The organism is Burkholderia sp. BCC1988, assembly GCF_905339895.1.
Classification (GTDB): domain Bacteria; phylum Pseudomonadota; class Gammaproteobacteria; order Burkholderiales; family Burkholderiaceae; genus Burkholderia.
In genome coordinates, this window is the sequence record NZ_CAJPHA010000030.1 from 57806 (window position 1) to 83484 (window position 25679).

Here is a 25679-nt window from a genome sequence, read left to right on the forward strand (position 1 = left end):
GTTTGCAAGCCACGCCAGACCGAAAGAGGATGAAAGGTTATGACTCAAGTGATGAACACGTCCCCGGCCGAGAGGCCCCGATTCGACTTCGATACCGTCGTGGACCGTAGTCGAAGCAATTCGATGAAGTGGGGCGATCCGTCAGGTTTCATGAGCGCTGAACAGGCACGAGCCGAGCCTTTGCCGATGTGGGTTGCGGATATGGACTTCAGGTCGCCGCCTGCGGTGAGCGAGGCGCTGTACGATGCGGTGGCGCACGGTATTTATGGGTATCCCGCCGGGCCGACGAAGGGTTACCTCGATGCAGTGACGGGATGGCAGCGCAAGCGCTTCGGCTGGGACGTGCGTCCGGAGTGGGTGGTGCCAGTCGCGAGCGTCGTCGCCGCAATCAAGATCGTCGTGCAGGCCTTCTCGCAGCCGGGCGACTCGGTGCTGATCCAGCCGCCGGTATATGTGCATTTCCACAATGACGTCGTGATCAATGGTCGACACGTCGCTGCGGCGCCACTCCAGTTCGATGGTGTGCGATACCGCTTCGATGCGAAGGTGTTCGAAGATGCGATTCGCGACAACACAAAGGTTTTCATCCTCTCGAACCCGCACAATCCCACGGGCAATGTGTGGACAGAAGACGAACTGCGCACAATGGGCGAGATCTGCCTCAAGCATGGTGTGCTGGTTCTGGCCGACGAAATCCATTGCGATTTCGTGCTGACTGCGAACCGGAAGCATACGCCGTTTGCATCGATCGATGCCAGGTTCGCCCATAACAGCATCACGTGCACGTCCGCGAGCAAGACCTTCAATCTTGCAGGGCTGCAATGCGGAAACATGTTCATTGCCGACAAGGCAAAGCGGGATGAGGTCGTGCGAACCATCGACAGGAACCACAACACGCGCATCAACCTGCTCGGAATGGTCGCGACGGAAGCCGCTTTTGCGCACGGCGCCGAGTGGGTGGACGCGCTCGTGAACTACGTTTCGCAGAACCAGAAGCACTTTGCCGATCGCATCAATGCACTCGATGCGGGCGTCAGCGTGATCGATATGGATTCGCTTTACCTTGCCTGGATGGACTGCCGTGGCCTGGGAATGTCGCCAGATCAGCTGGAGGACTTCATGCTTGTGAAGGCACGGGTGTGGCTGGACAAGGGGCCCAAGTTTGGAGCAGAGGGGCGCGGATTCATGCGGGCAAATCTCGGCTGTTCGCGACAAACGGTGGACTTGGCGATCGAACGCATCTCGAGAGCACTTGCAGGACGTTGAGCCGCATCGGCGGTTCAGTTTACCTAAGTGCGCCGACTGAGAGCGTTCGCGAGGGCTGATGGGCGACCTACCTATTACGGCCGCCCTGCGACGCAGGGTCGACATGCGGCTCACTATTGAAGTCCAGTTCAATTGTTTGTGAGAAACGTGATCTATACGATATCAACCAGAAAGCTGGAGTTAGGAGGAAGACGATGGATCGGGTTGTCTTTTCACGCGGTTCGGGATGGGCAGGAGGCTGCACCGTCCAGTCTGCCGAACAACGCTCGAATGGCGGTGTTGCATGACGGCAGATCGAAAGACGGCGTTGACCGGAATCAAGGTACTGGATCTATCCCGCATCCTGGCAGGGCCCAGTGCAGCCCAGCTTCTAGGAGACCTGGGCGCCGATGTCGTCAAGGTCGAAAAGCCCGATGAAGGGGACGACACGCGCAAATGGGGGCCGCCGTATGCACGCGGGACGTCCGGCGAGGAAACCGATGAAAGTGCTTACTACCTCTCGGCCAATCGCAACAAGCGGTCGATCGCCATCGACCTCGGGTCGGATTCGGGCAGGGAGCTCCTGCATCAGCTGATTGCACAGGCCGATGTGCTGGTGGAGAACTACAAGGTGGGCGGCCTCGCCAAGTACGGCCTGGCATATGAGCAAATCAAGGATCGCTATCCGCGCCTGATCTACTGCTCGGTTACCGGCTTCGGGCAAACGGGGCCGTACGCGACCCGGCCCGGCTACGATTTCCTGATCCAGGGGATGGGAGGGATCATGAGCTTGACCGGTGTACCGGACGGGGAGCCGATGAAGGTGGGCGTCGGGATTGCTGACGTGATGACGGGCATGTATGCGACGGTCGGGATCCTGGCCGCCCTGCACCATCGCGAGCGAACTGGCGAAGGGCAGCACATCGACATTTCCCTGCTCGATACGCAGATCGCATGGCTCGTCAACGCGGGGACGAATTATCTGGCCGACAGGAAAGTTCCGCCGCGTCTGGGAAACGGTCATCCGAATATCGTTCCGTACCAGGTGTTCCAGACAGCTGACGCACCAATGATTCTCGCCGTTGGAAACGACGCCCAGTTCCGCCGGTTTTGCGAGGTCGCCGGCGTCGACGAGCTTGCGTTAAATGAACGCTACGCGACTAATCCGATGCGGATCCGTCATCGAGTCGAACTGTGTGAGCTCGTTGACAAGGCGCTGAGAGGCAGGCGTCGTGCGGCCTGGTTGCAAGCGCTCGAGGCGGTGGGTGTTCCGTGCGGTCCGGTGAATAGTCTCCAAGACGTGTTCGCCGATCCCCATGTCAAGGCCCGCGGCGCCGAACTGAAGATGCCGTGCGACTGGGCGATGGACGGACAGATTGGTCTCCTCGCCAACCCGTTGAAGATGTCCGCAACGCCGCCGAGTTACAGGCGACCACCGCCGCGGCTCGATGAGCATGCTGAAGAAGTTCTGATGGATTGGCTTGAAAACGATCGAACAATCTAGGAGACGCCATGTACGAACTGACCCCAGAACAACTGAAACTGCAGGCGCAGGCACGTGAGCTTGCGCAATCTGTGTTCGCGCCCACGGCTTCGAATACCGACCTCACCGAAGAGTATCCGTGGGACAACGTCGCAGCGTTGCGCGATGCAGGATTCATGGGGATGACTCTGCCCAGTAGTATTGGCGGACGTGGTCTTTCCTACTTGGATACTGTGGTTGTCATTGAAGAGATGGCCAAGGCGTGCGCGACCATGGGCCGCATCACCGTCGAGGCGAACATGGGTGCGATCGGTGCCATTGCGAAGTACGGTACCGACGCGCAACTGAAGGTGGCCGCTGACCTCGTGCTGGCGGGAGACAAACCGGCAATCTGCATCTCGGAGCCTAATGCCGGTAGCGCCGCCAGCGAGATGACGACGCGTGCCGACAAGAAAGGGGATGACTACATCCTGAACGGCGAGAAGTACTGGATTACCGGCGGTGGTGTTTCGAAGTTGCACCTCATCTTCGCGCGGGTAGTCGACGACGGTGTCGAGCAGGGCATTGGGGCGTTCATCTGCGTCCGAGACGGCAACACACCCGCTGAACTCGTCGTTGGCCGCAGGCTGTACGCCATGGGCGTACGGGGCATTCCGGAAACGCATCTCGAGTTCCATGACCTCAAGGTACACAAGTCGATGCTGGTAATGCCTCCCGGCGGCCTGAAGCGTGGTTTCGCATCGTTGATGACTGCCTACAACGCCCAGCGTGTCGGCGCGGGAACGGTTGCGCTGGGTATCGCCCAAGGCGCCTTCGAGGAGGGCATGGCTTACCTCAAGTCCAGGCAGCAGTTCGGTCGGCCTATTGCCGAATTCCAAGGATTGCAGTGGATGCTAGCGGACATGTCGACTCAACTGGAAGCCGCGCGCTTGCTGCTGCGGTCAGCGGCTGCCAGTGGTGTGGACTTTCCCGATATCGACAAGGCGGCGCGGGCGAAGATCTTTGCGGCGGAAACGGCCAATAAGGTGACCAACGACGCGCTGCAATTCTACGGATCGTCTGGTTACGGGCGGCATAACGCGATGGAGCGGCATGTACGCGATGCGCGCATGTTTACCATTGCTGGCGGCACTGCGCAGATTCTGCGAACCCAGGTCGCTGCAACGTTGCTTGGAATGAAACTGCCGCAGACGCGCGAAGGCTACATGCGAGCCGCACAGCACAACTCCGCATGACGAAGAGGTGATGCGCGAGCTGGTTCGCCGGCTCGCTGCGGATGTTTCGATGGCCCGGGCCTCGCTTATACGACCCGACGACGCGCATGAGTCTGCGCGTCGTTGATCATGGACTTCAATACACTGACGATCATCGTGTCTTTTTTGTCTCGCCACTGCGCACGCCGCTCTGTAATGCCCGTCTGTATTCCGAAGCGGAGGCGGCCATGAATCGTCAACTCCTTTTGTGCCTGAGTCGTGCCGGTACCTGCATGGGCACGATGGCTTTCGCGGGTGCATTACCGGTATTACGCGCGGCATGGCACATGGATGCCGCAACCGCAGGTTCGATACAGTCAGCATTCAATCTGTCCAATGCATTAGCGTTGCTGGTGACCGCATGGCTCTCCGATAGTCTTGGGGCTAAACGCGTCTATCTAACCAGTATGTGGGCGGGTGCTGTGGCGTTGATGCTCTTCGCGATCTTTGCCCGGTCGCCGCACAGCGCGCTGCTACTTATCGTGCTGGTCGGGCTGACACAGGGTGGTGCGTATGCGCCGGCACTGCTGCTAATCGCGGATTTGAGTCCGACAGCCGGACGAGGGCGAGCGATGGGGCAGATACTAGCCGCTGCGTCGCTGGGTTATCTGCTCTCGGTTTTTCTCTCGATGTGGGCGGCGAGTGCCTATGGTGCGGCGGCAGGATTCGGCATTTGCGCCGTAGGCGCGCTAATGGGTGCGGTGTTCGGGCAAATCGGCCTCATCGGAGTCGAGAATCGACAACACAGGTCCGCGCGAGCCGCAACTTCGGCCAGGATCGAGTGGCGGCGCGTGTTTGGCCCCGCGTCTCTATGCCTTCTAATTGGCTATGTTGCGCATTGCTGGGAGTTACTTGGAAGCTGGGCGTGGACGCCCACGTTACTGGCGACGGCACTTCGCCCCTGCGGATTTGGCGCGATGACGACAAGCCTGATCGTCGCGTGCACGATTCATCTATCGGGCATGATTGCAACCGGGGTCGTCGGCGCGCTGTCTGATCGCTGCGGACGGGCGCGCGTACTCATTTGCGTCGGCGCCGTCGGCGCGCTGTGCTCGATGCTCATCGGGTGGTCGGAGCAGTGGGGCACTCGCTGGGTCGTGGCCCTGGGGGCGGTCGGTAGCTTCTTTATTCTCGCTGATTCGGGCGTGCTTTCAGCGGCGATGACCGAAGAGATCCCCGCTGCGTACCTTGGGCGCGTGATGGGAGTCAGATCGATCCTCGGATTCGGCATCGGTGCGTTTGCGCCGATGACGTTCGGAGCGACGCTGGACTGGACGCATCAGTGGGGATGGGCGTATATGCCGCTTGCCGCTGGCGGGCTCGTAGCGTCCGTCGCCGCGCTAGCGCTGCAAAAAAACGGGCAGTCGGCCACTGTCGGTGCCGGCGGGTCGTCGACGTCGATCGCACGATAAGCAAAGCATCGGCCTATCCCAAGGATTCGAATCCTCAGCCGGAGCTTTGAACGTTGATGACTGGTTTCCGGAGCCCATTACTGATGTCCAATCCGAAACTCAATAGCTCTGTCGTGCGACTGGCTATCGCACAGGCGCTGGCAGGTGCGAATTCGACCGTTGTCTATGCGACCGGCGCGATCATCGGCAATCTTCTTGCTCCGCGCCCCGAACTGGCGACCTTGCCGATATCTGTGTTCGTCGTCGGGATGGCGCTGACGACGCTGCCGGTTGGTATGTTGGCGCGGCGCTACGGCCGGCACGTCGCCTTCCTGTTCGGCAATCTGTGCGGAGTCGTCGCTGGATTGGGCGCCGCGCTGGCCCTTGTGATCCAGTCCTTCCCGTTATTTTGCTTCGCGTTGCTGTTCGGTGGCGCGTATGCGGCTGTTGTACTGACGTTCCGCTTCGCAGCTGCCGAATGTGTGGACGAGGAGCATCGTCCACGGGCATTGTCGGCGGTTCTCGCAGGCGGCGTCGCTGCAGGGGTGCTCGGACCACAGTTGGTCACCGGCACGATGAATTTGTGGTCACCGCACATTTATGCGGTGACCTATATTACTGCGGCCGGCGTAGCCGTATTGTCCGCCATCGTATTAGCGGGCGTGAAATTCGAGCGCAAGCCATCTAACCCTGACCGCGCATCCGGCCGCCCGATTGCGACGATTCTGGCTCAGCCGCGTTTTATTGTGGCGATGCTCTGCGGCATCGTGAGCTATACGATGATGAACTTCATGATGACGTCGGCGCCGCTCGCCATGGAGCTATGCGGCATCTCTCGGGCGAATGCGAACGTCGGCATTGAGATTCATGTGATAGCGATGTATGCGCCGAGCTTCTTTACCGGTCGCCTGATATCGCGTTTCGGCGCGCTGAACGTAACGCTGGCTGGTCTCGCGCTAATCGCGCTTGCCGCGTTGGCGGGTCTGGCAGGTATGACGGTCAATCACTTCTGGGTTGCGCTGCTGCTGCTCGGTGCGGGCTGGAACCTCGGATTTCTTGGCGCGTCGGCGCAGGTTCTGGCTTGCCATCGGCCTGAAGAAGGGGCACGCGTGCAGTCGCTCAACGACTTCGTCGTATTCGGCGCGATGGTCGTCGGTTCTTTCGTGTCGGGCAACCTGTTGAGCGAATTCGGGTGGTCGCTTGTATCGGCCTTGATTCTGCCGCCGGTGGTCGTGGCGATAATCGGCGCGATTTGGATGAAATCGTCACTGCGCTCATTGGCCGGCGCCGTAGAGCGTAGCTGAGCGATCGACGGCGCAGGTGGACAGCCGGCACCGGCGCCGCGATTCTCGAGGACCGTTAACGCGGTACCGCAGCCAACACGCTCCGTGTCGATACAAGAGGTATTGGCAACGTGGAGAATCGACGCATTCTTCGACGAGGCGTGACCTGCCCCGTGCACGAGATCGTCCAATTGTGATGGCGACACCGCAACAGGATCACTACCCATACCTTGACGTGCTTTTCGCTTTTCGTTCTGTCCTCTCGGTCTGACGGGGCTTTTTTTGCGGCAAAGGATTGAGAGTCGTATTGCACACGGAGCGACAGGCCGATGCGCCCCAGGTCATGTGGAATCTGGGTGGATCGATGCAAATTCCTGCTGGAATCGGTTCAACCGCGCATTGGCCCATGTGTGGACGGCAAGCGAGAGCGACTGCATAGCGGGTCTTCCCGTCGTCATTTCCGCTTCGATTTCGCGAATGGCGTCTTCGATCTCTCTCAGCCCTCCGGACAGTGCCAATAACGTGTCCGGGCATTTTTGTGCAGATCAATAGCGATAATGCAATGCAGAATTAGATCCAATAGATGAACTGCATCGCCAAGACGTAGCTGCACTTGCCGGACGACCGATCGTGGTCAGGAATACCTAGGGCTATCTGCTGCGTCTGATGCCCGCGCGCGGAAGCAATCAAGTGCCATGCCCCCATGCCCCCGGGGAAAACCCGACCACCGCACAGCGCGATTTCTCGTTGACACGTCGATTTTTGCCCTTCTAATATGCACACAATGCTGCACACAACAAAACACACATCAATGTGTTGAATACAGCGGGCATACGGGTTTACCCATCTCAAAGTGAGGTCACCATGAATCGACTGTCTCGTTTCACCCGTCAAATCGCCGCATGCACCGTCGCGGCCGCAGCGCTCGTCGCAACCGCCCCGTCGTACGCTGCGGGGCCCGACGCATGGGCCGCCGTGAAGAAGGCCGGCGTCCTGCGCTGCGGCGCGGCGGTCGCGCCGCCGTACGTGATGCGCGATCCGAAGACGGGCGCGTACAGCGGCTTCTTCTCGGATCTGTGCCGCGATTTCGGGCAGAACGTGCTGAAGGTGAAAGTGGAATTCGTGGACACGAGCTGGGACAACATCGTCGCCGGCCTGCAATCGGACAAATGGGACCTGTCGCTCGCGCTGAACGACACGCCCGAGCGTGAAAAAGCCGTCGCGTTCTCGGCGCCGGCGACCGACTACAACGTCTCGTTCGTCTACAACAAGAACAACCCGAAGATCGCGAAGAACCTGCGCTCGCTCGCCGACATCGACAAGCCGAACGTCACGGTCGCGGTGATGTCCGGCACGTCGCAGGACAAGGCGATTTCGGCCGAACTGAAACAGGCGCGGATCATGCGGCTGCCGGGCAACGACGAGACGCGCCTGTCGCTGATCTCGAAGCGCGCCGACCTGCTCGCCGACGCGAACATCACCAACATGCTGCTGACCGAAGCGCACCCCGACTGGGCGGCTAGCTTCAATCCCGCGCCGCCGCTCGCGCAGCAGGAAGTCGCGTTCGGGCTGCGCAAGGACACGCCGAAGGCCGACCTCGACGTGCTCAACGACTACCTCGCGCAGCAGGTCAGGTCGGGCGCGGTGAACCGCCTGATCAAGACGTCCGTGCAGGCGATGCTGACGCCCGGCAAGTAAGCCGCGCCGCACCGGCGGGGCCCGCCGCAGCACCGACGGGCGGGCCTCGATCTTCCGATTCGCACTTTGCGCGCCGAACTCGGGCGCCGCTGGAGAGACTGTCATGTTGTCGCCTCAAACGACGGCCGTCAGGTCGGCCATGCATCCCCTTTCGACCACGCGCTTCGCCGCCACCGCGCCCGACGGCGATTTCGTGCGGCTGCGCGACGTGCACAAGGCGTACGGTCCGAATCTCGTCGTGATGGACGGCATTAGCCTCGACATGCGCGCGGACGACCGGCTCGTGATCATCGGCCCGAGCGGCAGCGGCAAGAGCTCGCTGCTGCGCGTGATGATGGGCCTCGAAGGCATCCAGCGCGGCGAGATCGCGTTCCAGGGCGCACCGTACATCCGCGGCGGCGACGCGCGCGGCGGCTGGCGCATCGACGCGAAGCTGCAGAAGCAGGTCGGGATGGTGTTCCAGCACTACACGCTGTTTCCGCACCTGTCGGTGCTCGGCAACCTGATCCTCGCGCCGGTGCGCGTCGGCGGGCTGTCCAAGGCGGACGCGACTGAGCGCGCCCGCACGTATCTCGCGCGCCTCGGCCTGGAAAGCAAGCTGCATGCGTATCCGAGCCAACTGTCCGGCGGCCAGAAGCAGCGCGTGGCGATTGCACGCGCGCTGATGCTCGAACCGAAGCTGATGCTGTTCGACGAAGTGACGTCGGCGCTCGATCCGGAGATGGTCGTCGAAGTGCAGAACGTGATGCTGCAGCTCGCGGAGCAGAAGATGGCGATGATCATCGTCACGCACGACATGCACTTCGCGCGGGACATCGCGACGCGCGTCGTGTTCTGCGCGAACGGCAAGATCGTCGAGCAAGGTGCGCCGGACAAGATCTTCAAGTGTCCGAAGGAAGCGCGCACACGCGAATTCCTCGAGAAAGTGCTGCATCTCGACTGAGGCCGAAGCGATGAACTACCACTTCGATTTCAGTTTCCTCGCCGGCAGCCTCGGCGCGTTGCTCGACGGGTTGAAGGTCACCGTCGTGCTGGCCGTCGCCGCGAACGCGATGGGTCTCGTGCTCGGCTTCGTGCTGTGCCTGCTCGCGATGAGCCGCTGGAAGCTCGTGCGCTGGCCCGCGCAGCTCTTCATCGAATTCTTCCGCTGCACGCCCGCGCTGCTGCAGATCATCTGGTTCTTCTACTGCATCCCGATGATGGTCGACGTGTTCATCGATCCCGTCACGATGGGTGTGCTCGCGCTCGGCCTGAACCTGACCGCGTTCAACGCGGAAGCGTATCGCGCCGGCGTGCAGGCGGTGCCGAAGGAGCATCTCGACGCGGCGGTCGCGCTCGGCCTGCGGCCGTGGCAGCGCACGATCTTCGTCGTACTGCCGCAGGCGCTGCGCAGCGCGATGCCCGTGCTGCTGACGAACGGGATCGGCAGCCTGCAGCAAAGCGCGCTGGTCGCGATCGTCGCGGTGGGCGACCTGATGTACGTCGCGAAGAGCATCGCGACCGAAGCGTACCGGCCGCTCGAAACCTATTCGGTCGTCGCGCTCGTGTATTTCGCGCTGTCGCTGCCGATCGCGAAACTCGTCAACGTCATCGAGCGCCGCCAGGACGTCGCCGTCCAGCGCTGAGGAGCCCGCCGTGAACCTCGATTTTTCCGTCGTCTGGCCGTACTGGCTCGTGCTCGCGAAAGGCCTCGGCCTGACGCTGGCGTTCACCGCCACGTGCGCGCTCGTCGGCAGCCTGCTCGGCTTCGTGCTGAGCCTGCTGCGCATGTCGCCGTCGCGCTGGCTGCGCGGCCCGGTCACCGCGTTCGTCGAATTCTTCCGCGGCACGCCGCTGCTGATCCAGCTGTTCTGGGTGTTCTTCTGCTTCCCGGTCGTGCTGCGGCTGCCGATCCCGCCGTACCTGTCGGTGCTGATCTCGCTGACGCTGTACATGGCCGCGATCACCAGCGAGACGTTTCGCGGTTCGCTGAAGTCGATCGCCGGCGAGCAGCACGACGCATGCATCGCGCTCAGCCTGTCGCCGCACGTGAAGATCGTCTACGTGATCTTTCCGCAGGCGCTGCTGCGCGCGATTCCGCCGCTGCTGTCGAACGTCGTGAGCCTGTTCAAGGAGAGCGCGCTCATTTCGTCGGTCGGGATCGCCGACCTGATGTTCGTCGGCCAGAACGTGTCGAACAGCACTGCGCGCCCGGTCGAATTCCTGACCACGGTGGCCGTCATCTATTTCCTCGTCGCCTTTCCGCTGACCCGCCTGGTCGGCGTAGTGGAGTCCAGGATGCTCAGGCGCTATGCCTACTGATCCGCAACAACCCGCAACGCTTTCATCAAGCCGGAGAAATCTCATGCAACTGAAAGGCATTCTGCCCGCCCTCGTCACACCGTTCGATGCGTCGGGCGCGGTCGATCACGACACGCTCGCGTCGATCCTCGAATATCAGCTGGCCGCCGGCGTCAGCGGCTTCGTGCCGCTCGGTTCGACCGGCGAGTACTACGCGCTGACGAACGACGAGCGCCGCGCGGTGATGAAGACCGTGCGCGAAGTAGTCGGCAGCCGCGGCACGCTGATCGCCGGCGCGAACGGCTCGTCGACGCGCGAAGTGATCGAGCAGGTTCGCCAGGCGCGCGATGCCGGCTACACGAACATCCTGATCGCGCCGCCGTACTACGCGCTGCCGTCGCAAGACGAACTGATCGGCCACTACGACGCGATTCTCGCGGCAGTGGCCGACGTGAACGTGATCCTGTACAACTACCCGGTGCGCACGAACGTCGAGGTCGGCTTCGGCGTACTCGACGCGTTCAAGGATCATCCGCGCGTGATCGGCATCAAGGAAAGCAGCGGCAACCTGCTGCGCGCGATCGAGATCGGCGGCAAGTACCGCGACCACTATCAGCTGTCGTGCGGCTCCGACGACCAGGCGCTCGACTTCTTCCTGTGGGGCGCGACGAGCTGGATCTGCGGGCCCGCGAACTGCTTCGCGAAACAGGTCGTGAGCTTCTACGACAAGTTCGCGGCCGGCGACATCGCCGGTGCGCAGAACGTGATGCGCTCGCTGTTCCCGGTGATGGCGAGCATGGAGTCGGGCAAGTTCATCCAGAAGGTGAAGTACGGCTGCGAGCTCGCAGGCTTCAAGGTCGGCAACGCACGCATGCCGCTGCAGCCGCTTACCGATCACGAGAAGGCCGAGTTCCGCGCGATCTTCGAGGCGTCGCAGGCGTAATGCGGTAATGCGCTCCCGTGCCGGCGCCGAGTGGCGCCGGTACGCCGACCGGGAAATTCCAACATGACGATTCACAGCTTTACCTGTATCGAAGGCCATACCGAAGGCATGCCGGTGCGCATGGTGATCGACGGCGCGCCGGCGTTGCAGGGTGCAACGATGAATGCACGCCGCGAGGACTTCGTGGCGCATCACGACTGGGTGCGCCGCACGCTGATGCTGGAACCGCGCGGCCATGCGCACATGTCGGGGACGATCTTCTATCCGCCGGTCAGCGACAACGCGGATTTCAGCCTGCTGTTCATCGAGACGTCGGGCTGCCTGCCGATGTGCGGCCACGCGACGATCGGCTCGATCGCGTTCGCGATCGAGGAGCGCCTCGTCGTGCCGAAGCGGCCGGGCACGGTGACGGTCGACGTGCCCGCCGGGCAGATCGTCGCGCGATACGAGATGGACGGCGCCCGCGTGACGTCGGTGCGCTTCACCAACGTGCCGAGCTTCCTGCTCGCGCGCGACGTCGAGATCGACGTTCCCGCGCTCGGCACGCTGGCCGTCGATATCGCATACGGCGGCAACTTTTATCCGATCGTCGAGGTTCAGCCGAACTTCCCCGGTTGCGAACACTTCACGCCGGACGCGTTGCTGGCGTGGGGCCGCGATGTGCAGTGCGCGGTGAACACGGCGCTCGACGTCGTGCATCCCGATCATCCGGCGATTCGCGGCGTGCGGCATTGCATGTGGACGGGCAAGCCGATCGCGGATGACGCACACGGACGCGCAGTGGTGATCGCCGGCGACAGTCTCGTCGATCGCTCGCCGTGCGGCACCGGTAGTTCGGCCCGCGTCGCGCAGCGCTTCGCGCGCGGCTGGCTGAAGGCCGGCGACGCGTATTGCCACGAGAGCCTGATCGGCAGCCGCTTCATCGGCCGCGTGGAATCGACGACGCGGCTCGACAGCGGGCTCGACGCGGTGCGACCGAGCATCGAAGGGCGCGCATGGGTCACCGGGCGCGCGCGGTATCGTGTCGATTCGGTTCAACCGTACGCACACGGCTTCACCCTGCAGGAGTTCGTCAATTGAACGCGGTTGCCCAACACCATGCACCCGCCGCACCCGGCACCGCACGCGAGGCAACCGCGGTCGTGATCGGTGGCGGGATCGTCGGCGTATGCTGCGCGCTCTATCTGCAGCGCGACGGCCGTGCGGTCACGCTGATCGATCCGGCCGCACCCGGCGACAGCACCGCAAAATGGAGCTGCGGGCAGATGGCGGTCAGCGAGGTGATCCCGCTGTCGAAGCCCGGCATTCTGATGAAGGTGCCGCGCTGGCTGATGGATCAGAAAGGCCCGCTCGCGCTGCGGCCCGGCGCCCTGCCCAGCATCCTGCCGTGGTTTTTCCGGTTTGTCGCGTCGGCCCGCCACGCGAAGATCGTGTCGATCGCGCAGGCGATGGCCACGCTCACGCACGACGTCTATTCCGACTACGCGCCACTGCTCGATGCGTGCGGCGACCGCGCGCTGCTGGGCCAGCGGCCCGTGCTGGAAGTGTTCGACGATCCGGCCGGCATCGCGCACGAGCAGCCGCATCTCGAGCTGCGGCAGTCGCTCGGCTTCGCGTCGCAGCGGCTGAGCGCCGCTGACATCGGCGATCTCGAACCGGCGCTCGCCGGCCGGTTCAAGCATGGACTGCTGTTTCCCGACTGGCGCGCGGTGAACGATACCGAAGGCTTCATCGCGGCGCTGACGGCCAGCTTCGAAGCGCAAGGCGGACGCCGTATCCGTGCGAACGCCGCGCGCATCGACGAATCGGACGCACGTGCGACCGGCGTGACGCTGGCCAACGGCGAGCGCATCGCGGCCGATCACGTGGTCGTCGCGGCCGGCACCGGTTCGCGGCAATTCTTCGGGCAGCTTGGCGTGCGCGTGCCGCTCGAAGGCATCGCCGGCTACCAGGCGCTGGTGTCCGATCCGGGCGTCGAGTTCCGCCACTCCGTGATCTATGCGGACGGCGGCTTCTGCTTCAGCCCGATGACGCGCGGGCTGCAGATCGGCGGCACCATCGAGTTCGCGGGCCGCGATGCGGCGCCGAATTTCCGGCGCGCGGACATCATCCTCGAGAAGGCCAAACGCATCCTGCCCGAGTTGCAGACTTCCCGCGTCGAGTACGGCGTCGGCTATCGGCCGTTCCTGCCCGACACGAAACCGGTGATCGACCGCTCGAAGCGGCTGCCGAACGTGATCATGGCATTCGGCCACGGTCAGCTCGGCCTCACGCTGGGCGCCACCACCGGCCGCCTGGTCGGCGACCTCGCGGCCGGCCGCCAGACGCGGCAGGACCTGTCGCCATTCAGCGCTTACCGATTCGCCTGACCTACGAGACTCTTCATGCAATCCTACGAACGACTTTTCATCGACGGCCGCTGGGTGGCGCCCGTTCAGGGCCGCACCTTCGACACGCTCGATCCGGGCGACGAAACCGTGATCGCACAGGTGGCCGCCGCCACCGCGGAAGATATCGACGCCGCGGTCAATGCCGCGCGCCGTGCGTTCGACGAAGGTCCGTGGCCGCGCATGACCGGCGCGCAGCGCGCCGCCGTGCTGCGCGCGATTGCACAGGGAATTCGCGATCGCCTGCCCGAGCTGGCCGAGCTCGAGGTGCGCGACAACGGCAAGCCGTTGCCCGAAGCGCTGTGGGATCTCGGCGATGCCGCCGGTTGCTTCGACTTTTACGCCGGGCTCGCCGAACAGCTCGACGGGAGCGCCGAAACGCCGGTGCCGCTCGCGGACGAGCGCTTCAGTACAGTCGTCCGCAAGGAGCCGATCGGTGTGGCCGGCGCGATCATCCCGTGGAATTTCCCGCTGCTGATGGCCGCGTGGAAAGTCGCGCCGGCGCTCGCGGCCGGCTGCACGATGGTGTTGAAGCCGTCCGAACTGACGCCGCTGACTGCGCTCGAACTGGCCGGCATCGCCGACGCGGCCGGGCTGCCGGCCGGCGTGCTGAACGTCGTGACGGGCCTCGGCGCGGACGCCGGTGCGCCGCTCGCCGCGCATCCGGCCATCGACAAGCTCGCGTTCACCGGCAGCGTGCCGACCGGCAGCCGGATCATGCAGGCCGCCGCACGCGACATCAAGAACGTGAGCCTCGAACTCGGCGGCAAGTCGCCGTTCATCGTGTTCGGCGACAGCGATCTCGAAGCGGCCGTCGAATGGATCCTGTTCGGCATCTTCTGGAACCAGGGCGAAGTGTGTTCGGCCACGTCGCGCGTGCTCGTCGAACGCTCGCTGTATGCGCCGCTCGTCGAGCGGCTCGCGCAGGAAGCGCGCAAAATCAGGATCGGCAACGGTCGCGACGACGGCGTGCTGCTCGGCCCGCTGGTGAGCCGCGGGCAATACGACAAGGTGCGGGAAGCGATCGCGCGCGGCCGCGACGAAGGCGCGCGGCTCGTGACTGGCGGCGAACGGCCGGCGCATCTCGAACGCGGCTACTTCATCGAACCGGCGGTATTCGCCGACGTGCCGGAAGACAGCTGGATCTGGCGCGAGGAAATTTTCGGGCCGGTCGTGTGCGTGCGGCCGTTCGATACGGAAGACGAAGCGGTTCGCTCGGCCAACGACTCGCGCTTCGGTCTCGCGGCGGCCGTGATGTCGGCCGACCTGCCGCGCTGCGAGCGCGTGGCGCGCGCGATGCGTGCGGGTATCGTATGGATCAACTGTTCGCAGCCGACGTTCACGGAGGCGCCGTGGGGCGGCTACAAGCAGAGCGGGATCGGCCGCGAACTCGGCGAGTGGGGCCTGAACAATTACCTGGAAATCAAGCAGATCACGCGCTACGACAGCGACAAGCCGTGGGGCTGGTACATCAAGTAAGCAGAAGGTGAATCGATCATGCGCTGGAACAAAACGCTGCAGCTCGTCGACGTGCATTGCGAGGGCGAGATCGGCAAGGTCATCACCGGCGGCGTCCTCGACGTGCCGGGCACGACCATGCTCGACAAGATGAATTACATCAACGAGACCGACGACAGTTTGCGGCGCCTCGTCGTGCTCGAGCCGCGCGGCTGCCTGCAGATGTCGGTCAACCTGCTGCTGCCGCCGACACGGCCGGAAGCGCACGCCGGCTTCATCGTGCTGCAGGCCGACAAGGCGCATCCGATGTCGGGCAGCAACTGCATCTGCGTCGTCACGGCATTGCTCGAACTCGGGATGGTGCCGATGCAGGAACCGGAGACCACCGTCGTGCTCGACACGCCGGCCGGGCTCGTCACGGCGCGCGCCGCGTGCCGCGACGGCCGCTGCGTCGGCGTGTCGCTCGACATGATGCCGGCGTTCGTCGAACAGCTCGACGTGCACATACACACTCCCGAGTTCGGCACGATCAAGGTCGACATCGCATTCGGCGGCGTGTACTACGCGCTCGTCGACGTCAGCCAGATCGGGCTCGACATCGCGCCGGACAACGCACGGCAACTCGCGACGCATGGCGTTCGGCTCAAGGAAATCATCAACCGGCAGGTCGCCGTGCGGCATCCGCTGTTCCCGGAGATCGACGAGGTCGCGTACGTGATGTTTCGCAACCGCGTCGACGATACCGTCTACCAGACCTGCACGACGCTGCCGCCCGGCCGCGTCGACCGTTCGCCGTGCGGGACCGGCAGCTCGGCCAACCTCGCGACGCTCGCCGCGCGCGGCCGCGTGCAGGTCGGCGACGTGCTCACGTCGCGCTCGACGATCGGCGGCGAATTCCGCGTCGAGCTGGTCGGCACGACCGAAGTAGGCGGCCGGCCCGCCGTGCTGCCGCGCGTGACCGGGCGCGCGTGGGTGTTCGGGTTCCAGCAGCTCGGCGTCGACCCCGACGATCCGCTCGCCGCCGGGTTCATGCTCAGCGACACGTGGGGCGACGGATTCGGGCCGTCGGCCGCGTCAGGCACGTGAGGACGCGATGCTAAACTCCAGAGCGCGCCCGGCGAACGGGGCCGATTACAGGAAGGGTAGCGAGATGAGCAAAGAGGCCGTTGAAACCGAAGGGGGCGGCCGCCGGCACGGCGGGCGGTATGTGTATGAGGAATTGCGCAAGCAGATCCTGACGCTGAAGCTGAAGCCGGGCGTGCAGCTCGACGAAATCTCGCTGGCCGCGCAGTTCGGGCTGTCGCGCTCGCCGGTGCGCGACGCCATCGCGCGGCTGAGCAGCGAAGGGCTCGTCACGATCCTGCCGAACCGCACGACGCTCGTCACGCCGTTCGAGATCGAGGAATTCCCGAAGTACATCTCGGCGCTCGACCTGATCCAGCGCGCGGTCACGCGGCTTGCCGCCACGCAGCGGTCGGATGCCGACCTCGCGAAGATCCGCAAGGCCGATGACGTCTACATGGAAGCCGTCGAGAGCGGCGACTTCCAGGCGATGTCGGAGACCAACAAGGCGCTGCACATGGCGATCGCGCACGCGGCGAACAACCCGTATTTCGTCGGCTACTACGAACGGCTGCTCGGCGAAGGGCAGCGCCTGCTCCATCTGCATTTCGACTTCACGGTAAGTTCGCCGACGGCCGCGAAGCTCGGCCGCGACCACGACGAACTGATCGACGCGATCGTGCGGCGCGATGCGGACGCGGCCGAACGCGCCGCGCACGAGCATACGATGCTGTTCCAGAAGCGTTTCCTCGACTACATGAAGCAGAACATGACGGAATCAATGGTCGTGCTTTGAACATCCACCGACGGACGGATGCAAGACTAGGGTGATATTGCGAGGCGGGAGGTTCCGCGAAGCGACTGAATACGATCGCTAATTCGTTTATATGTATTTTGATGGCTGGCAGATAATAACTCTTATCACTACAGCACGATTGTTTTGAAAAACTCGCAGACCAGCAGATCCGCCTGACCTCCTACGTTCGATCGAATCGAGCATCAACGATCTTTCAATACGGATGAACTGGCCAGGCTACGCTCGGGGGCGGCCGCCAGTGTCGTTCGCCCAGCTTTGGCGCATGAACCGCTTGACCGCGTCGGCGCACGGCGACCGGCGCGCGGTATCCTCGGCAGGATGCGCCGTCAGCTGCTGAAGTCGCACGGCCCGTCCGAATTGGGCCAACGGGTTCGCCCCTCCTAAAGGTGAGTGCTTACGGGACGCGAAGTGAGTCGCCGATGCGATCGAGGCGCTGCGGCAGGCGCGCACGCCTGTTTCGCGAATTCGCGATGGCGTCTGCCGGGGGCTGCCGGCACGCGCGGTGGCTACGCCGCGCGCGCACGGCACCGCAACGCTGGCGGATCCCACAGTGTGGACTCCGCGCCGGCGTCAGTGGTAGATAGCGATCCCCAACCTTGGCCCGGCCAGCGAGCACCGGATTGAGTGCCTTCGCTGCACCTCTGGGTGCCATCGACCTCGAACGCATAAACCTGCATGCGCGGTACACCACTGGGCAAGTGGTGAAAGTCATCGACCCAGCATTCATTGAAGTCTGGTGAATCGCTGGCACCCGAGATACGCTAAACTTGTAACAGGCAGGTTGGCGCTGTCCGATTGCGGTTCGCCACTGGTGACTATCCCGATTTCGATGGTGGCAGATTAGTTTTTCGACATCAGATGACAAGCAAATCTAGATTTTTACTCCAAATCCCTGCGGCTTTAGATTTACCTGCGGCCCTTAGCCTATCACTTGAGCTAGGAGGGTCGGAAGGCGCCGAGGAATTTGTCTTTGATTTTTCGAATGTCCGCATGGTTGAGCCGTTCGCGATGCTTCTAGTTTCGAGCGAAATCAGCCGACTAAAGCGGCGCTTCCCGAATGTACAACTGCGATGCGCGAACTTTCAGCACATGGGTTATGCCGCGCATATGGGTTTCTTTCGCGCCTTCGGCCTTTCTTTCGGAAATGCCCCTGGGGAGGCAAAAGGTGGTAGTCGATACGTCCCCTTGACAATATTCGACTGCAATTCATTACGCAGGGAAGCAGCGCAAAAAGGCATTGAGGTCGGAAACGAAATCGAAGAAAACAGCCGAAAGTTGGCCTCGACGCTTTGCAATGGTGAAAATGGAGCACTCTTTGAGACGTTGTCGTATAGCATTCGTGAACTGATGCGTAATGTTGTAGAACATAGTGATGCAGAAAGATTTGGAATTTGTGCCCAGTATTGGCCTACGAAAAATCGCGCTGAAGTCGGAATCTTGGATCGCGGCATTGGGTTACGCGAAAGTCTAAAAAACAACCCGCACATAGATGCATCTGATGACAAGAGGGCCATCAACTATGCATTAATGCCAGCTGTTTCTGGAAAGGCATTTAAGGGTGCCAGAAACAAACAACGTGGCCCGTGGGCGAACTCGGGTTTCGGCCTCTATATGACAAGTCGCATATGTAGAAATGGGGGAACTTTCTTCATAGCGACCGGGGAATCGGGGCTACTGTTGACTCAAAAATCGGAAGGCAAGCGCTACTACGATTGCCGTTTTCAGGGCACCGCTGTACGCATGGTTATGCGCACAGATCAGGTCCGCGATCTTCGGGAAACCTTGAGCAAGTATCGGAGTGAAGGGTTCGAAATACAGAGTCGTTATCGTGAAATTGTAAATATCGATCCATCATCGGCATCCCTGATGCTCGCAGAGGATTTTGATCTAAGTGTGTGGGACAGAATTTTGGCGAAAGTGAAGGCCGCAATCTGATTGCCATATGGAATCTGACGAATTCGTTGTAAAAATATCGGCCTCAGGGACGCCGACATCCCTTATCACGTTGAGCAATGCGAAATAAATAAATTAAATGCTTAAAATTACACTTCCACAAAATTTATCGCTGCTCAACGCATTAAATTTCTGCAATCGGCTCTGGAAGCAAGATGTTGGAGACAGGATTGTATTCGACTGCGTTCGACTGAAGCATGTGGAGCCCTTCGCAATGGCATATGTCTCCGCGGAGATATCGCGATTCGCAAGATCGTGCCCAGAAGTCTCCGTGATTTTCGAAAATTATGAACATCACACGTTTGCGGCCCACATGGGTTTTTTTAAGGCTGCCGGCCTGAATCATGGCAATGATCCGGGTGAGGCAAAAGGAAGTTCGACATACATTCCCTTGACAATCCTCCGAGTCCATGACATTGAGTCTGAAGCATTGAGTACTGGGAGAGCAGTCGGCGATGTTATCGAAGTCGAATCATCGCGACTCGCCAAGATCCTGACGCAAGCCGATACTGGTGAATTGGTTGACACTGTCACATTCTCTTTGCGTGAGATTATGCGCAACGTTGTTGAACACTCCGGATCTGAAGTCCTTGAGTTTTGCGGCCAATATTGGCCAAGCAAACAGAAGGTCGAGATCGTTGTTCTCGATTCCGGGGTAGGAATTCGAGCATCCTTGTCGCGGAATCCCTTCATCCGGGTAAATTCTGATCGCGATGCCGTTCATCTCGCATTAATGCCTGCTGTATCTGGAAAAACATATAAAGGCGTTAAACGTCGATCTAATGATGTTTGGCAAAATTCTGGATTCGGCCTATATATGACCAATCGCCTCTGCCGAAATGGAGGAAGCTTTTTTGTGTGCAGCGGGGCTGCCGGTCTCATCCTCAGTGACAAAGGGAAGACTGATCTTCAGACATCGTTTTCCGGCACTGCAATTCGCCTTGTTTTGCACACTGGCTCGCTCGCAGGTCTTTCATCAAGCTTAGAGCGATTCCGAAAGGAAGGATTCGCGATTGCAAAGCAGTTCGACCCTGCCAACCCGATAGAACCGTCGATCGCATCAACAATGCTATATCGCGACTTCAAGATCGATAAACAGACTTGAAAAGGTTGCGCGTCGATACGGATGTGCATTCGAGTCTCGCGGATCAGACGCCGGATCAGGTATACTTCGCGACGCTGCCTACGATCAAATAGGCAGCGTGATCGCCTCGGACGTTCCACTTAAAAACCTCAGAATACTGTCCGAACGAGTGAGGCCACCTCTTACCATCGTGGCTCCCATTGAAAACGCGATATTTTGAGCGCGTCCCACCGCTCGAAGGCTGCTCTGAACGACAACGCGTCGCTTGTGCATCTGACAAATGAAGCGCCGGATTCAGAGTAGACGTCGCCGCCTACGAGTACTTCGAGTTTGAGCTTTCTCGTCGAGCTCTCGCTGACACGAGAGTCGAGTTCTCGTAACGTGGAAAGCGTGATGGTGGAGACCTTGTCGGCCATCGCATGGCCGATACCCTGACTCCGATAGCGTCGGTCGAGCCACACCTCGTCGAGATCAATTTCCACGTCCTCCCAGTGGCTAATCGCGATGCAGAATGTACAGTAGCCAATGGGATCAAGACGGTCGGTGACGATGAGCCTATATTGGGCTCGAGCCACGAACTCAGGGCCCGGTTCGTCGCCCAGCGCCATATCGATGCGTTTTGACGCAGTCTGTCTGTCGATACGCAGACCATTGCCGGCCAATGGAGTGTACCCGTTCCCGGCTGGATGGCGCTTCCTGTCGGTTCGCACCCGCCGTCGCAACACTGGAATGACCTGGCTGAGCCCCGGGGCGTTGGGCGGTTCGACATAGATTGCTAGCTGATGCCGCTTTGGTTTGTGCCGCTCGAGCTCGTCCAGGTCCAATTGCGTTGGGGAGAGGTGCACGCGAAACGGTGTGTGCAGGATCGTTCGAAATAAGCTCTTCTTGTGGTTTTCTCGCATTTCGATCCCCGGATTCGTACACCTTGTTAAGCACTTGGTCGCCAAAGGCATTTCGGTGCCGGCGGTCTCTGGACGTGTAGATAGCAGTGACTGATTGTACAGGTGAGTCCGTCAAAGCAATTGCACGCCGGTAAGGGGTGACCTTGATTCCTGCGCATTTTTCCGGTTAGAGCGATCTATCACCGGTTCGTGCTCGTCAAGGCCCGGCGCACCCAGCCTGCGTCTGCGCGCGCCGGTAGCAACGTGCCACCTCGGTCAACTTGCTTGCGTCATGCCAGAACCTTCGCTCGCAACGCGCACGCGCCACGAAAAACCACTAGTCCGTCGCCGGCCGCACCGCGAGCGGCTTGGGTGCCACAATCGGTGCCGACGCCACGCCCGGCAACGCAACCCGGCCACCCTGCCGATAGTCCGTCTCACAGCGCCGGAGCGCCGTAATTGCGGTGGCGGGCACCGCAGGCCAGCACCTGCAGGCGTCATGTGGAGAACACGCAAACCGGAGTCGATAACTTTTCGCGAGCATCGTGAGGGAGCCGTGCCACGACGTTTGCTTAGGGGTCCCGATTTCGTACTTGCGGGGTCTTGGCATATCCACAGAACGCTTCAAGCTGAGCTGCACCGCGAGTCGTACTGCTTCGAGACATAGAGTCCGGTAGTCGGCTATCCCGGGATGGCCGGGATAGCGGGCGGCGACCTCGAGCGGCGGATGCGTGTCATGCGCCGGCCGGGGCCCAAAACACCTCGATAGAGACCGCCGAAACCATGGAAAACCCTGTGCACAGGCATATTATTGAGTCGTTGACATATGACGTCTCACCTAATACTTTGATGGCTGAGCTGCCCACTCAGCCTGCCTTCTGAGGTGTCGCACCCGGCAGTTTTGTCGGTGGAATGGCAAAAACCGTGGATCCGCGTAGCCACCCGATGAGTCAAGACTTATTCGTGTGACGAATTTGGTTGGCGCTGTGGAATTGGCCTTCTTAAATTGGAAGAGGTGTTAGATGAATATTTCGTTTGTTGTTACGCGCGTTGCGAAGGCCGCCTCTCTGGTGGCTGCAGGCCTCACACTCGGTCACGCGGCAAACGCCGCTGACGTCACGATCGGATTCGCGGCGCCGCTGACCGGCGCGTCAGCGCACTATGGGGTCGATCTGAAGCGCGGAGTCGAACTCGCCATCGCTGATGCGAACGCGAAGAAGTTCGTGATCGCAGGCCAACCCGTGCGCTTCGTGCTCGATGCGGAGGACGATCAAGGGGATCCTCGAACCGGATCGCAGGTCGCGCAGAAGCTCGTCGATTCGAAGGTCGCGGGCATCGTGGGCCACTTCAATTCCGGGACGAGCATTCCGGCATCGCGTATCTATTACACCGCGGGAATTCCGATGGTTTCGCCGTCGGCGACCAATCCGACGCTGACGTCGCAGGGTTTCAACACCGTCTTTCGCGTGATGAACTCGGACTCTCAAATGGGGCGACTGGCCGGCCGGTCGGCAGTGGAGACGCTGAAGGGCAAGAGCATTGCCGTGATGGATGACCGCACCGCGTTTGGTCAAGGCATGGCAGACGAGTTCGTCAAGGGCGTGCAGGCGGCCGGCGGGAAAGTTGTCGACCGCGAGTTTACGACCGACAAGGCGGTCGATTTCCGAGCGCAACTGACGCGCATCAAGTCGTTCAACCCCGATGTGATCTTCTGGGCGGGTCTCGATCAGCAGGCCGGTATGGTCGTGAAGCAAATGCGCCAACTGGGTATCCGCGCGACGCTCTTGGGCGGCGGTAGCTTCGAGAACGAAACCTTCCTGAAGGTCGCCGGCGATAGCGCAGAAGGCGCCGTTTCGTGGGACTACGGCGTTCCGTTGTCCAAGATGAAAGAGGGCAAGGCGTTCGACGAGAAGATGAAGGCAAAGTACAACCAGGGTGTCGTTGCCTACGCGCCCCAGGCCTACGATGCGACCATGGTGTTGATCGACGCCATGCAAAAGGCAAATTCGACCGACCCGAAGGTCTATACGCCCTTCGTCAAGCAGATCTCGTTCGAGGGGATCTCGGGAAGCATTGGCTTTCTGCCCAACGGCGACTTGAAAGATCCGGCTGCGACCTTTTACAAGGTCATCGGCGGGAAGTGGGTGCCGCAAGCAATCGCGATTGGCGATAAGGTCGAGCCGGTCAAGAACTGACGGAACGAGCACCATCGAGCCACACTCCGGATGTGTGGATTGAGCAGAAGACCGAAAAGATCATCCGGGGTGTTTTCACAAGTAACGCAAATTCATAGACAGGGTTTAGGGGATTAAATGAGGACTCCATACGTAAAAGCAACCGCCGTCGCCGCGTGTGTTTTCGCATCGCACGCCTACGCAGACAATTCCGTGACACTCTACGGGGTCGTCGACACAGGCCTGATGTACATCCACAACAGCGGCGGAAAGTCGTCGCAGATTCTGATGGCGAGCGGGACTGAATCGGGATCGCGTTGGGGGCTGAAGGGCAGTGAGGACCTCGGCGGGGGGCTCAAAACGATCTTCCAGCTCGAAAATGGCTTCAGTTCCACGTCGGGCGGCCTCGGTCAAGGCGGCCGCATGTTCGGTCGACAGGCTTTCGTCGGGCTCTCCAACGCCAGCACCTGGGGCACGGTGACGTTGGGGCGACAATACGATCCGCTCATCGATCTCGTGCAGCCGGTGCAAAGCGACAACTACCTTGGCGGATTCTTTTCCTCGCCCGGCGACATCGACAACGCTGACAACAGCGTCCGTATCAACAACGCAGTGAAGTGGTCGAGCCCGAGCTGGTCCGGTCTGCAACTCTCCGCGATGTATTCGTTCGGCGGTGTTGCCGGCACGGTTGGTTCCGGGCAGACATACAGCGGAGCGGCCGCGTACACCAACGGTCCGTTGGCGCTGGCGGCAGGCTACTTGCACGTCGACAATGGCAACGGCTCCGTCGCGCAACGGACGAAGACCTCGGCCGATTCGCTGTTCAACAGTAGTGTCAATGCGGCCTATGCGTCCGCGCGTTCCGTCAACATTGCGCGCGCCGGTGGTCGATACGCACTCGGTGCATTCACGCTCGGCGGCTACTACAGCTACTCGCAGTACAACCCGGATGCGTCGTCGGCGTTCAATCGTGCCGAGAAGTATCACAACGGCTCGGTCTATGCGGTTTGGCAAGTGAGCCCGGCATTGCTGACCGAAGTTGGCTACAACTACCTCCGCTCACTCGGCGATTCGTCGGCGAAGTACCACCAGTTCAGCCTCGGCGCGGACTACAACCTCAGCAAACGTACCGACATCTATACGGTGGCGTCGTACGGACACGCCACGGGGCAGAACGGTTCGGGCGCAGCTCAAGCCGTTATTGGCTCGATCGACGTCGACGCAGGGAAGAGCTCGCAGGCCATCGTGACTGTCGGTCTGCGTCACCGCTTCTAAGCGGTCGCGCAAGGCGGGAAGGGGCACTGGACCGTATTCAGTGCCCCTGATCTCCGGACGCTGCTAAGCAGGTCTTCAACGGCATGGGACGGACTTGATGAGCTCAAATATTTCTTCCGAGACCGCAGTGCAAGTTGGTTACGACGATGCCGCCAACAAGTCAGGTGACATGCATACGTCCGAAGAGCGTCGACACGTCACGTCCAATGAACTCTTTCGCGTGGTGCTTGCGTCGGTAGTGGGCAGCTTCGTTGAGTGGTTCGAATTTTCTGTTTACGGCTACATGGCGGCCGTGATGGGGCGTGTGTTCTTCCCAGCTAGCGCTCCAGGTATGCAACTTGTTGCATCGCTGGCGGCCTTCGCGGTTGCGTTCTTCGCACGTCCATTTGGAGGGCTGATCTTCGGACCAATCGGCGACCGCTACGGACGTAAGAGCGTCTTGACCGTGACCATTATTCTGATGGCATGCGCGACATTCAGCATCGGTCTCATTCCTGATCATAGGACTATCGGTGTTGTGTCGCCGTTGCTGCTCGTGTTTCTTCGCCTGCTGCAAGGCGTGTCGGCCGGTGGCGAAGCAAGCGGTGCGGCGATTTTTGTGGCTGAGTATTGTCAGGATCGCAATCGTACCTTCATGACAAGTTGGATCCAGGTCGGATGCATGAGTGGATTTTGCTTTGGGGCACTTGTCACGGCGATCCTGACGAACGTGTTCAGTACAGCCCAGATTGATGCATGGGCTTGGCGCTTGCCGTTTCTGCTCGCGCTGCCACTTGGCGGGATCGGTCTGTATATTCGCTATCGACTCGAGGAAACCCCGACCTTTGAAGAGAATCACGCGCCCGCTGGTATGCGACAGCTAATCCAGACACACATGGCAGCGTTGCTGCAATCGAGTGGCATCATCATTGTCACGAATGTCACTCTGTTCATAGTCGTTACCTACATTCCCACTTACCTCGTCAGCACAATGAAGTTGACGGCGGCGACTGGATTCACGATCGCGCTGATT

21 protein-coding genes are annotated in these 25679 nt (G+C 61.1%); 20 read left to right on the forward strand and 1 reads right to left on the reverse strand.

Going from position 1 to position 25679, the window contains the following annotated elements; all coding sequences use genetic code 11:
- Nucleotides 1-39 precede the first annotated feature (39 nt).
- The 17 genes from U4012_RS31870 (at nt 40) to U4012_RS31950 (ending at nt 20358) form a co-directional block, all read left to right on the forward strand.
- Nucleotides 40-1266, forward strand: a complete 1227-nt coding sequence (locus U4012_RS31870; protein WP_321803487.1) for a MalY/PatB family protein — start codon at nt 40-42, stop codon at nt 1264-1266.
- 283 nt (nt 1267-1549) lie between these two features.
- Nucleotides 1550-2749 (forward strand): CaiB/BaiF CoA-transferase family protein, encoded by a 1200-nt coding sequence (locus tag U4012_RS31875; RefSeq protein ID WP_321803489.1) that lies wholly within the window; start codon nt 1550-1552, stop codon nt 2747-2749.
- Nucleotides 2750-2757: 8 nt separating this feature from the next.
- On the forward strand, nt 2758-3963 hold the full coding sequence (gene acdA, locus U4012_RS31880; protein WP_321803491.1) for a 3-sulfinopropanoyl-CoA desulfinase: 1206 nt from the start codon (nt 2758-2760) through the stop codon (nt 3961-3963).
- An 86-nt stretch (nt 3964-4049) separates the two neighbouring features.
- Entirely contained in the window at nt 4050-5393 is a 1344-nt protein-coding gene (locus U4012_RS31885; protein ID WP_321803493.1) for an MFS transporter, read from the forward strand.
- A gap of 83 nt (nt 5394-5476) precedes the next feature.
- Nucleotides 5477-6676: an MFS transporter gene (locus tag U4012_RS31890; RefSeq protein ID WP_321803495.1), complete on the forward strand. Its 1200-nt coding sequence runs from the start codon at nt 5477-5479 to the stop codon at nt 6674-6676.
- Between the two features lie 843 nt (nt 6677-7519).
- Complete coding sequence (locus U4012_RS31895) at nt 7520-8353, forward strand: substrate-binding periplasmic protein (RefSeq protein ID WP_321803497.1); 834 nt, start codon at nt 7520-7522, stop codon at nt 8351-8353.
- Between the two features lie 103 nt (nt 8354-8456).
- The gene (locus U4012_RS31900; protein ID WP_321803499.1) at nt 8457-9296 is read left to right on the forward strand and encodes an amino acid ABC transporter ATP-binding protein; all 840 of its coding nucleotides are present in this window, start codon (nt 8457-8459) and stop codon (nt 9294-9296) included.
- Nucleotides 9297-9306: 10 nt separating this feature from the next.
- Nucleotides 9307-9978, forward strand: coding sequence for an amino acid ABC transporter permease (locus U4012_RS31905; protein WP_321803501.1), 672 nt, complete (start codon nt 9307-9309; stop codon nt 9976-9978).
- A gap of 10 nt (nt 9979-9988) precedes the next feature.
- Nucleotides 9989-10654 (forward strand): amino acid ABC transporter permease, encoded by a 666-nt coding sequence (locus tag U4012_RS31910; protein WP_321803503.1) that lies wholly within the window; start codon nt 9989-9991, stop codon nt 10652-10654.
- 43 nt (nt 10655-10697) lie between these two features.
- Complete coding sequence (locus U4012_RS31915) at nt 10698-11576, forward strand: dihydrodipicolinate synthase family protein (protein ID WP_321803505.1); 879 nt, start codon at nt 10698-10700, stop codon at nt 11574-11576.
- A 63-nt stretch (nt 11577-11639) separates the two neighbouring features.
- Complete coding sequence (locus tag U4012_RS31920; RefSeq protein WP_321803507.1) at nt 11640-12656, forward strand: 4-hydroxyproline epimerase; 1017 nt, start codon at nt 11640-11642, stop codon at nt 12654-12656.
- Entirely contained in the window at nt 12653-13945 is a 1293-nt protein-coding gene (locus tag U4012_RS31925; protein WP_321803509.1) for an FAD-binding oxidoreductase, read from the forward strand. Before U4012_RS31920 ends, U4012_RS31925 begins: the two co-directional genes overlap by 4 nt.
- 15 nt (nt 13946-13960) lie before the next feature.
- The gene (locus U4012_RS31930; RefSeq protein ID WP_321803511.1) at nt 13961-15442 is read left to right on the forward strand and encodes an aldehyde dehydrogenase family protein; all 1482 of its coding nucleotides are present in this window, start codon (nt 13961-13963) and stop codon (nt 15440-15442) included.
- A gap of 18 nt (nt 15443-15460) precedes the next feature.
- Nucleotides 15461-16507, forward strand: a complete 1047-nt coding sequence (locus U4012_RS31935) for a proline racemase family protein (RefSeq protein WP_321803513.1) — start codon at nt 15461-15463, stop codon at nt 16505-16507.
- 64 nt (nt 16508-16571) lie between these two features.
- A complete protein-coding gene (locus U4012_RS31940) occupies nt 16572-17279 on the forward strand; it encodes a GntR family transcriptional regulator (protein ID WP_321803515.1) in 708 nt (235 codons plus the stop codon).
- A gap of 879 nt (nt 17280-18158) precedes the next feature.
- Nucleotides 18159-19235 carry a hypothetical protein gene (locus U4012_RS31945; protein WP_321803518.1) on the forward strand — a complete coding sequence of 359 codons (1077 nt, stop codon included), beginning with the start codon at nt 18159-18161 and terminating at the stop codon, nt 19233-19235.
- 289 nt (nt 19236-19524) lie between these two features.
- A complete protein-coding gene (locus U4012_RS31950; protein ID WP_321803520.1) occupies nt 19525-20358 on the forward strand; it encodes a hypothetical protein in 834 nt (277 codons plus the stop codon).
- 161 nt (nt 20359-20519) lie between these two features.
- Here U4012_RS31950 and U4012_RS31955 read toward each other — a convergent pair whose 3' ends face one another.
- Entirely contained in the window at nt 20520-21239 is a 720-nt protein-coding gene (locus U4012_RS31955; RefSeq protein ID WP_321803522.1) for a hypothetical protein, read from the reverse strand.
- A gap of 1001 nt (nt 21240-22240) precedes the next feature.
- Here U4012_RS31955 and U4012_RS31960 point away from each other — a divergent pair.
- The 3 genes from U4012_RS31960 to U4012_RS31970 all read left to right on the forward strand — a co-directional run.
- Nucleotides 22241-23413, forward strand: coding sequence for a branched-chain amino acid ABC transporter substrate-binding protein (locus U4012_RS31960; RefSeq protein WP_321803524.1), 1173 nt, complete (start codon nt 22241-22243; stop codon nt 23411-23413).
- Nucleotides 23414-23530: 117 nt separating this feature from the next.
- Complete coding sequence (locus U4012_RS31965; protein WP_321803527.1) at nt 23531-24667, forward strand: porin; 1137 nt, start codon at nt 23531-23533, stop codon at nt 24665-24667.
- A gap of 127 nt (nt 24668-24794) precedes the next feature.
- A partial coding sequence (locus tag U4012_RS31970) for an MFS transporter (protein WP_321803529.1) occupies nt 24795-25679 on the forward strand: 885 nt, incomplete at its 3' end.

Coding starts and splice junctions, on each gene's coding strand:
- U4012_RS31870 (WP_321803487.1), top strand. CDS start 40: ATGACTCAAGTGATGAACACGTCCCCGGCCGAGAGGCCCCGATTCGAC.
- U4012_RS31875 (WP_321803489.1), top strand. CDS start 1,550: ATGACGGCAGATCGAAAGACGGCGTTGACCGGAATCAAGGTACTGGAT.
- acdA (WP_321803491.1), top strand. CDS start 2,758: ATGTACGAACTGACCCCAGAACAACTGAAACTGCAGGCGCAGGCACGT.
- U4012_RS31885 (WP_321803493.1), top strand. CDS start 4,050: ATGAGTCTGCGCGTCGTTGATCATGGACTTCAATACACTGACGATCAT.
- U4012_RS31890 (WP_321803495.1), top strand. CDS start 5,477: ATGTCCAATCCGAAACTCAATAGCTCTGTCGTGCGACTGGCTATCGCA.
- U4012_RS31895 (WP_321803497.1), top strand. CDS start 7,520: ATGAATCGACTGTCTCGTTTCACCCGTCAAATCGCCGCATGCACCGTC.
- U4012_RS31900 (WP_321803499.1), top strand. CDS start 8,457: ATGTTGTCGCCTCAAACGACGGCCGTCAGGTCGGCCATGCATCCCCTT.
- U4012_RS31905 (WP_321803501.1), top strand. CDS start 9,307: ATGAACTACCACTTCGATTTCAGTTTCCTCGCCGGCAGCCTCGGCGCG.
- U4012_RS31915 (WP_321803505.1), top strand. CDS start 10,698: ATGCAACTGAAAGGCATTCTGCCCGCCCTCGTCACACCGTTCGATGCG.
- U4012_RS31920 (WP_321803507.1), top strand. CDS start 11,640: ATGACGATTCACAGCTTTACCTGTATCGAAGGCCATACCGAAGGCATG.
- U4012_RS31930 (WP_321803511.1), top strand. CDS start 13,961: ATGCAATCCTACGAACGACTTTTCATCGACGGCCGCTGGGTGGCGCCC.
- U4012_RS31935 (WP_321803513.1), top strand. CDS start 15,461: ATGCGCTGGAACAAAACGCTGCAGCTCGTCGACGTGCATTGCGAGGGC.
- U4012_RS31940 (WP_321803515.1), top strand. CDS start 16,572: ATGAGCAAAGAGGCCGTTGAAACCGAAGGGGGCGGCCGCCGGCACGGC.
- U4012_RS31945 (WP_321803518.1), top strand. CDS start 18,159: ATGACAAGCAAATCTAGATTTTTACTCCAAATCCCTGCGGCTTTAGAT.
- U4012_RS31955 (WP_321803522.1), bottom strand. CDS start 21,239: ATGCGAGAAAACCACAAGAAGAGCTTATTTCGAACGATCCTGCACACA.
- U4012_RS31960 (WP_321803524.1), top strand. CDS start 22,241: ATGAATATTTCGTTTGTTGTTACGCGCGTTGCGAAGGCCGCCTCTCTG.
- U4012_RS31965 (WP_321803527.1), top strand. CDS start 23,531: ATGAGGACTCCATACGTAAAAGCAACCGCCGTCGCCGCGTGTGTTTTC.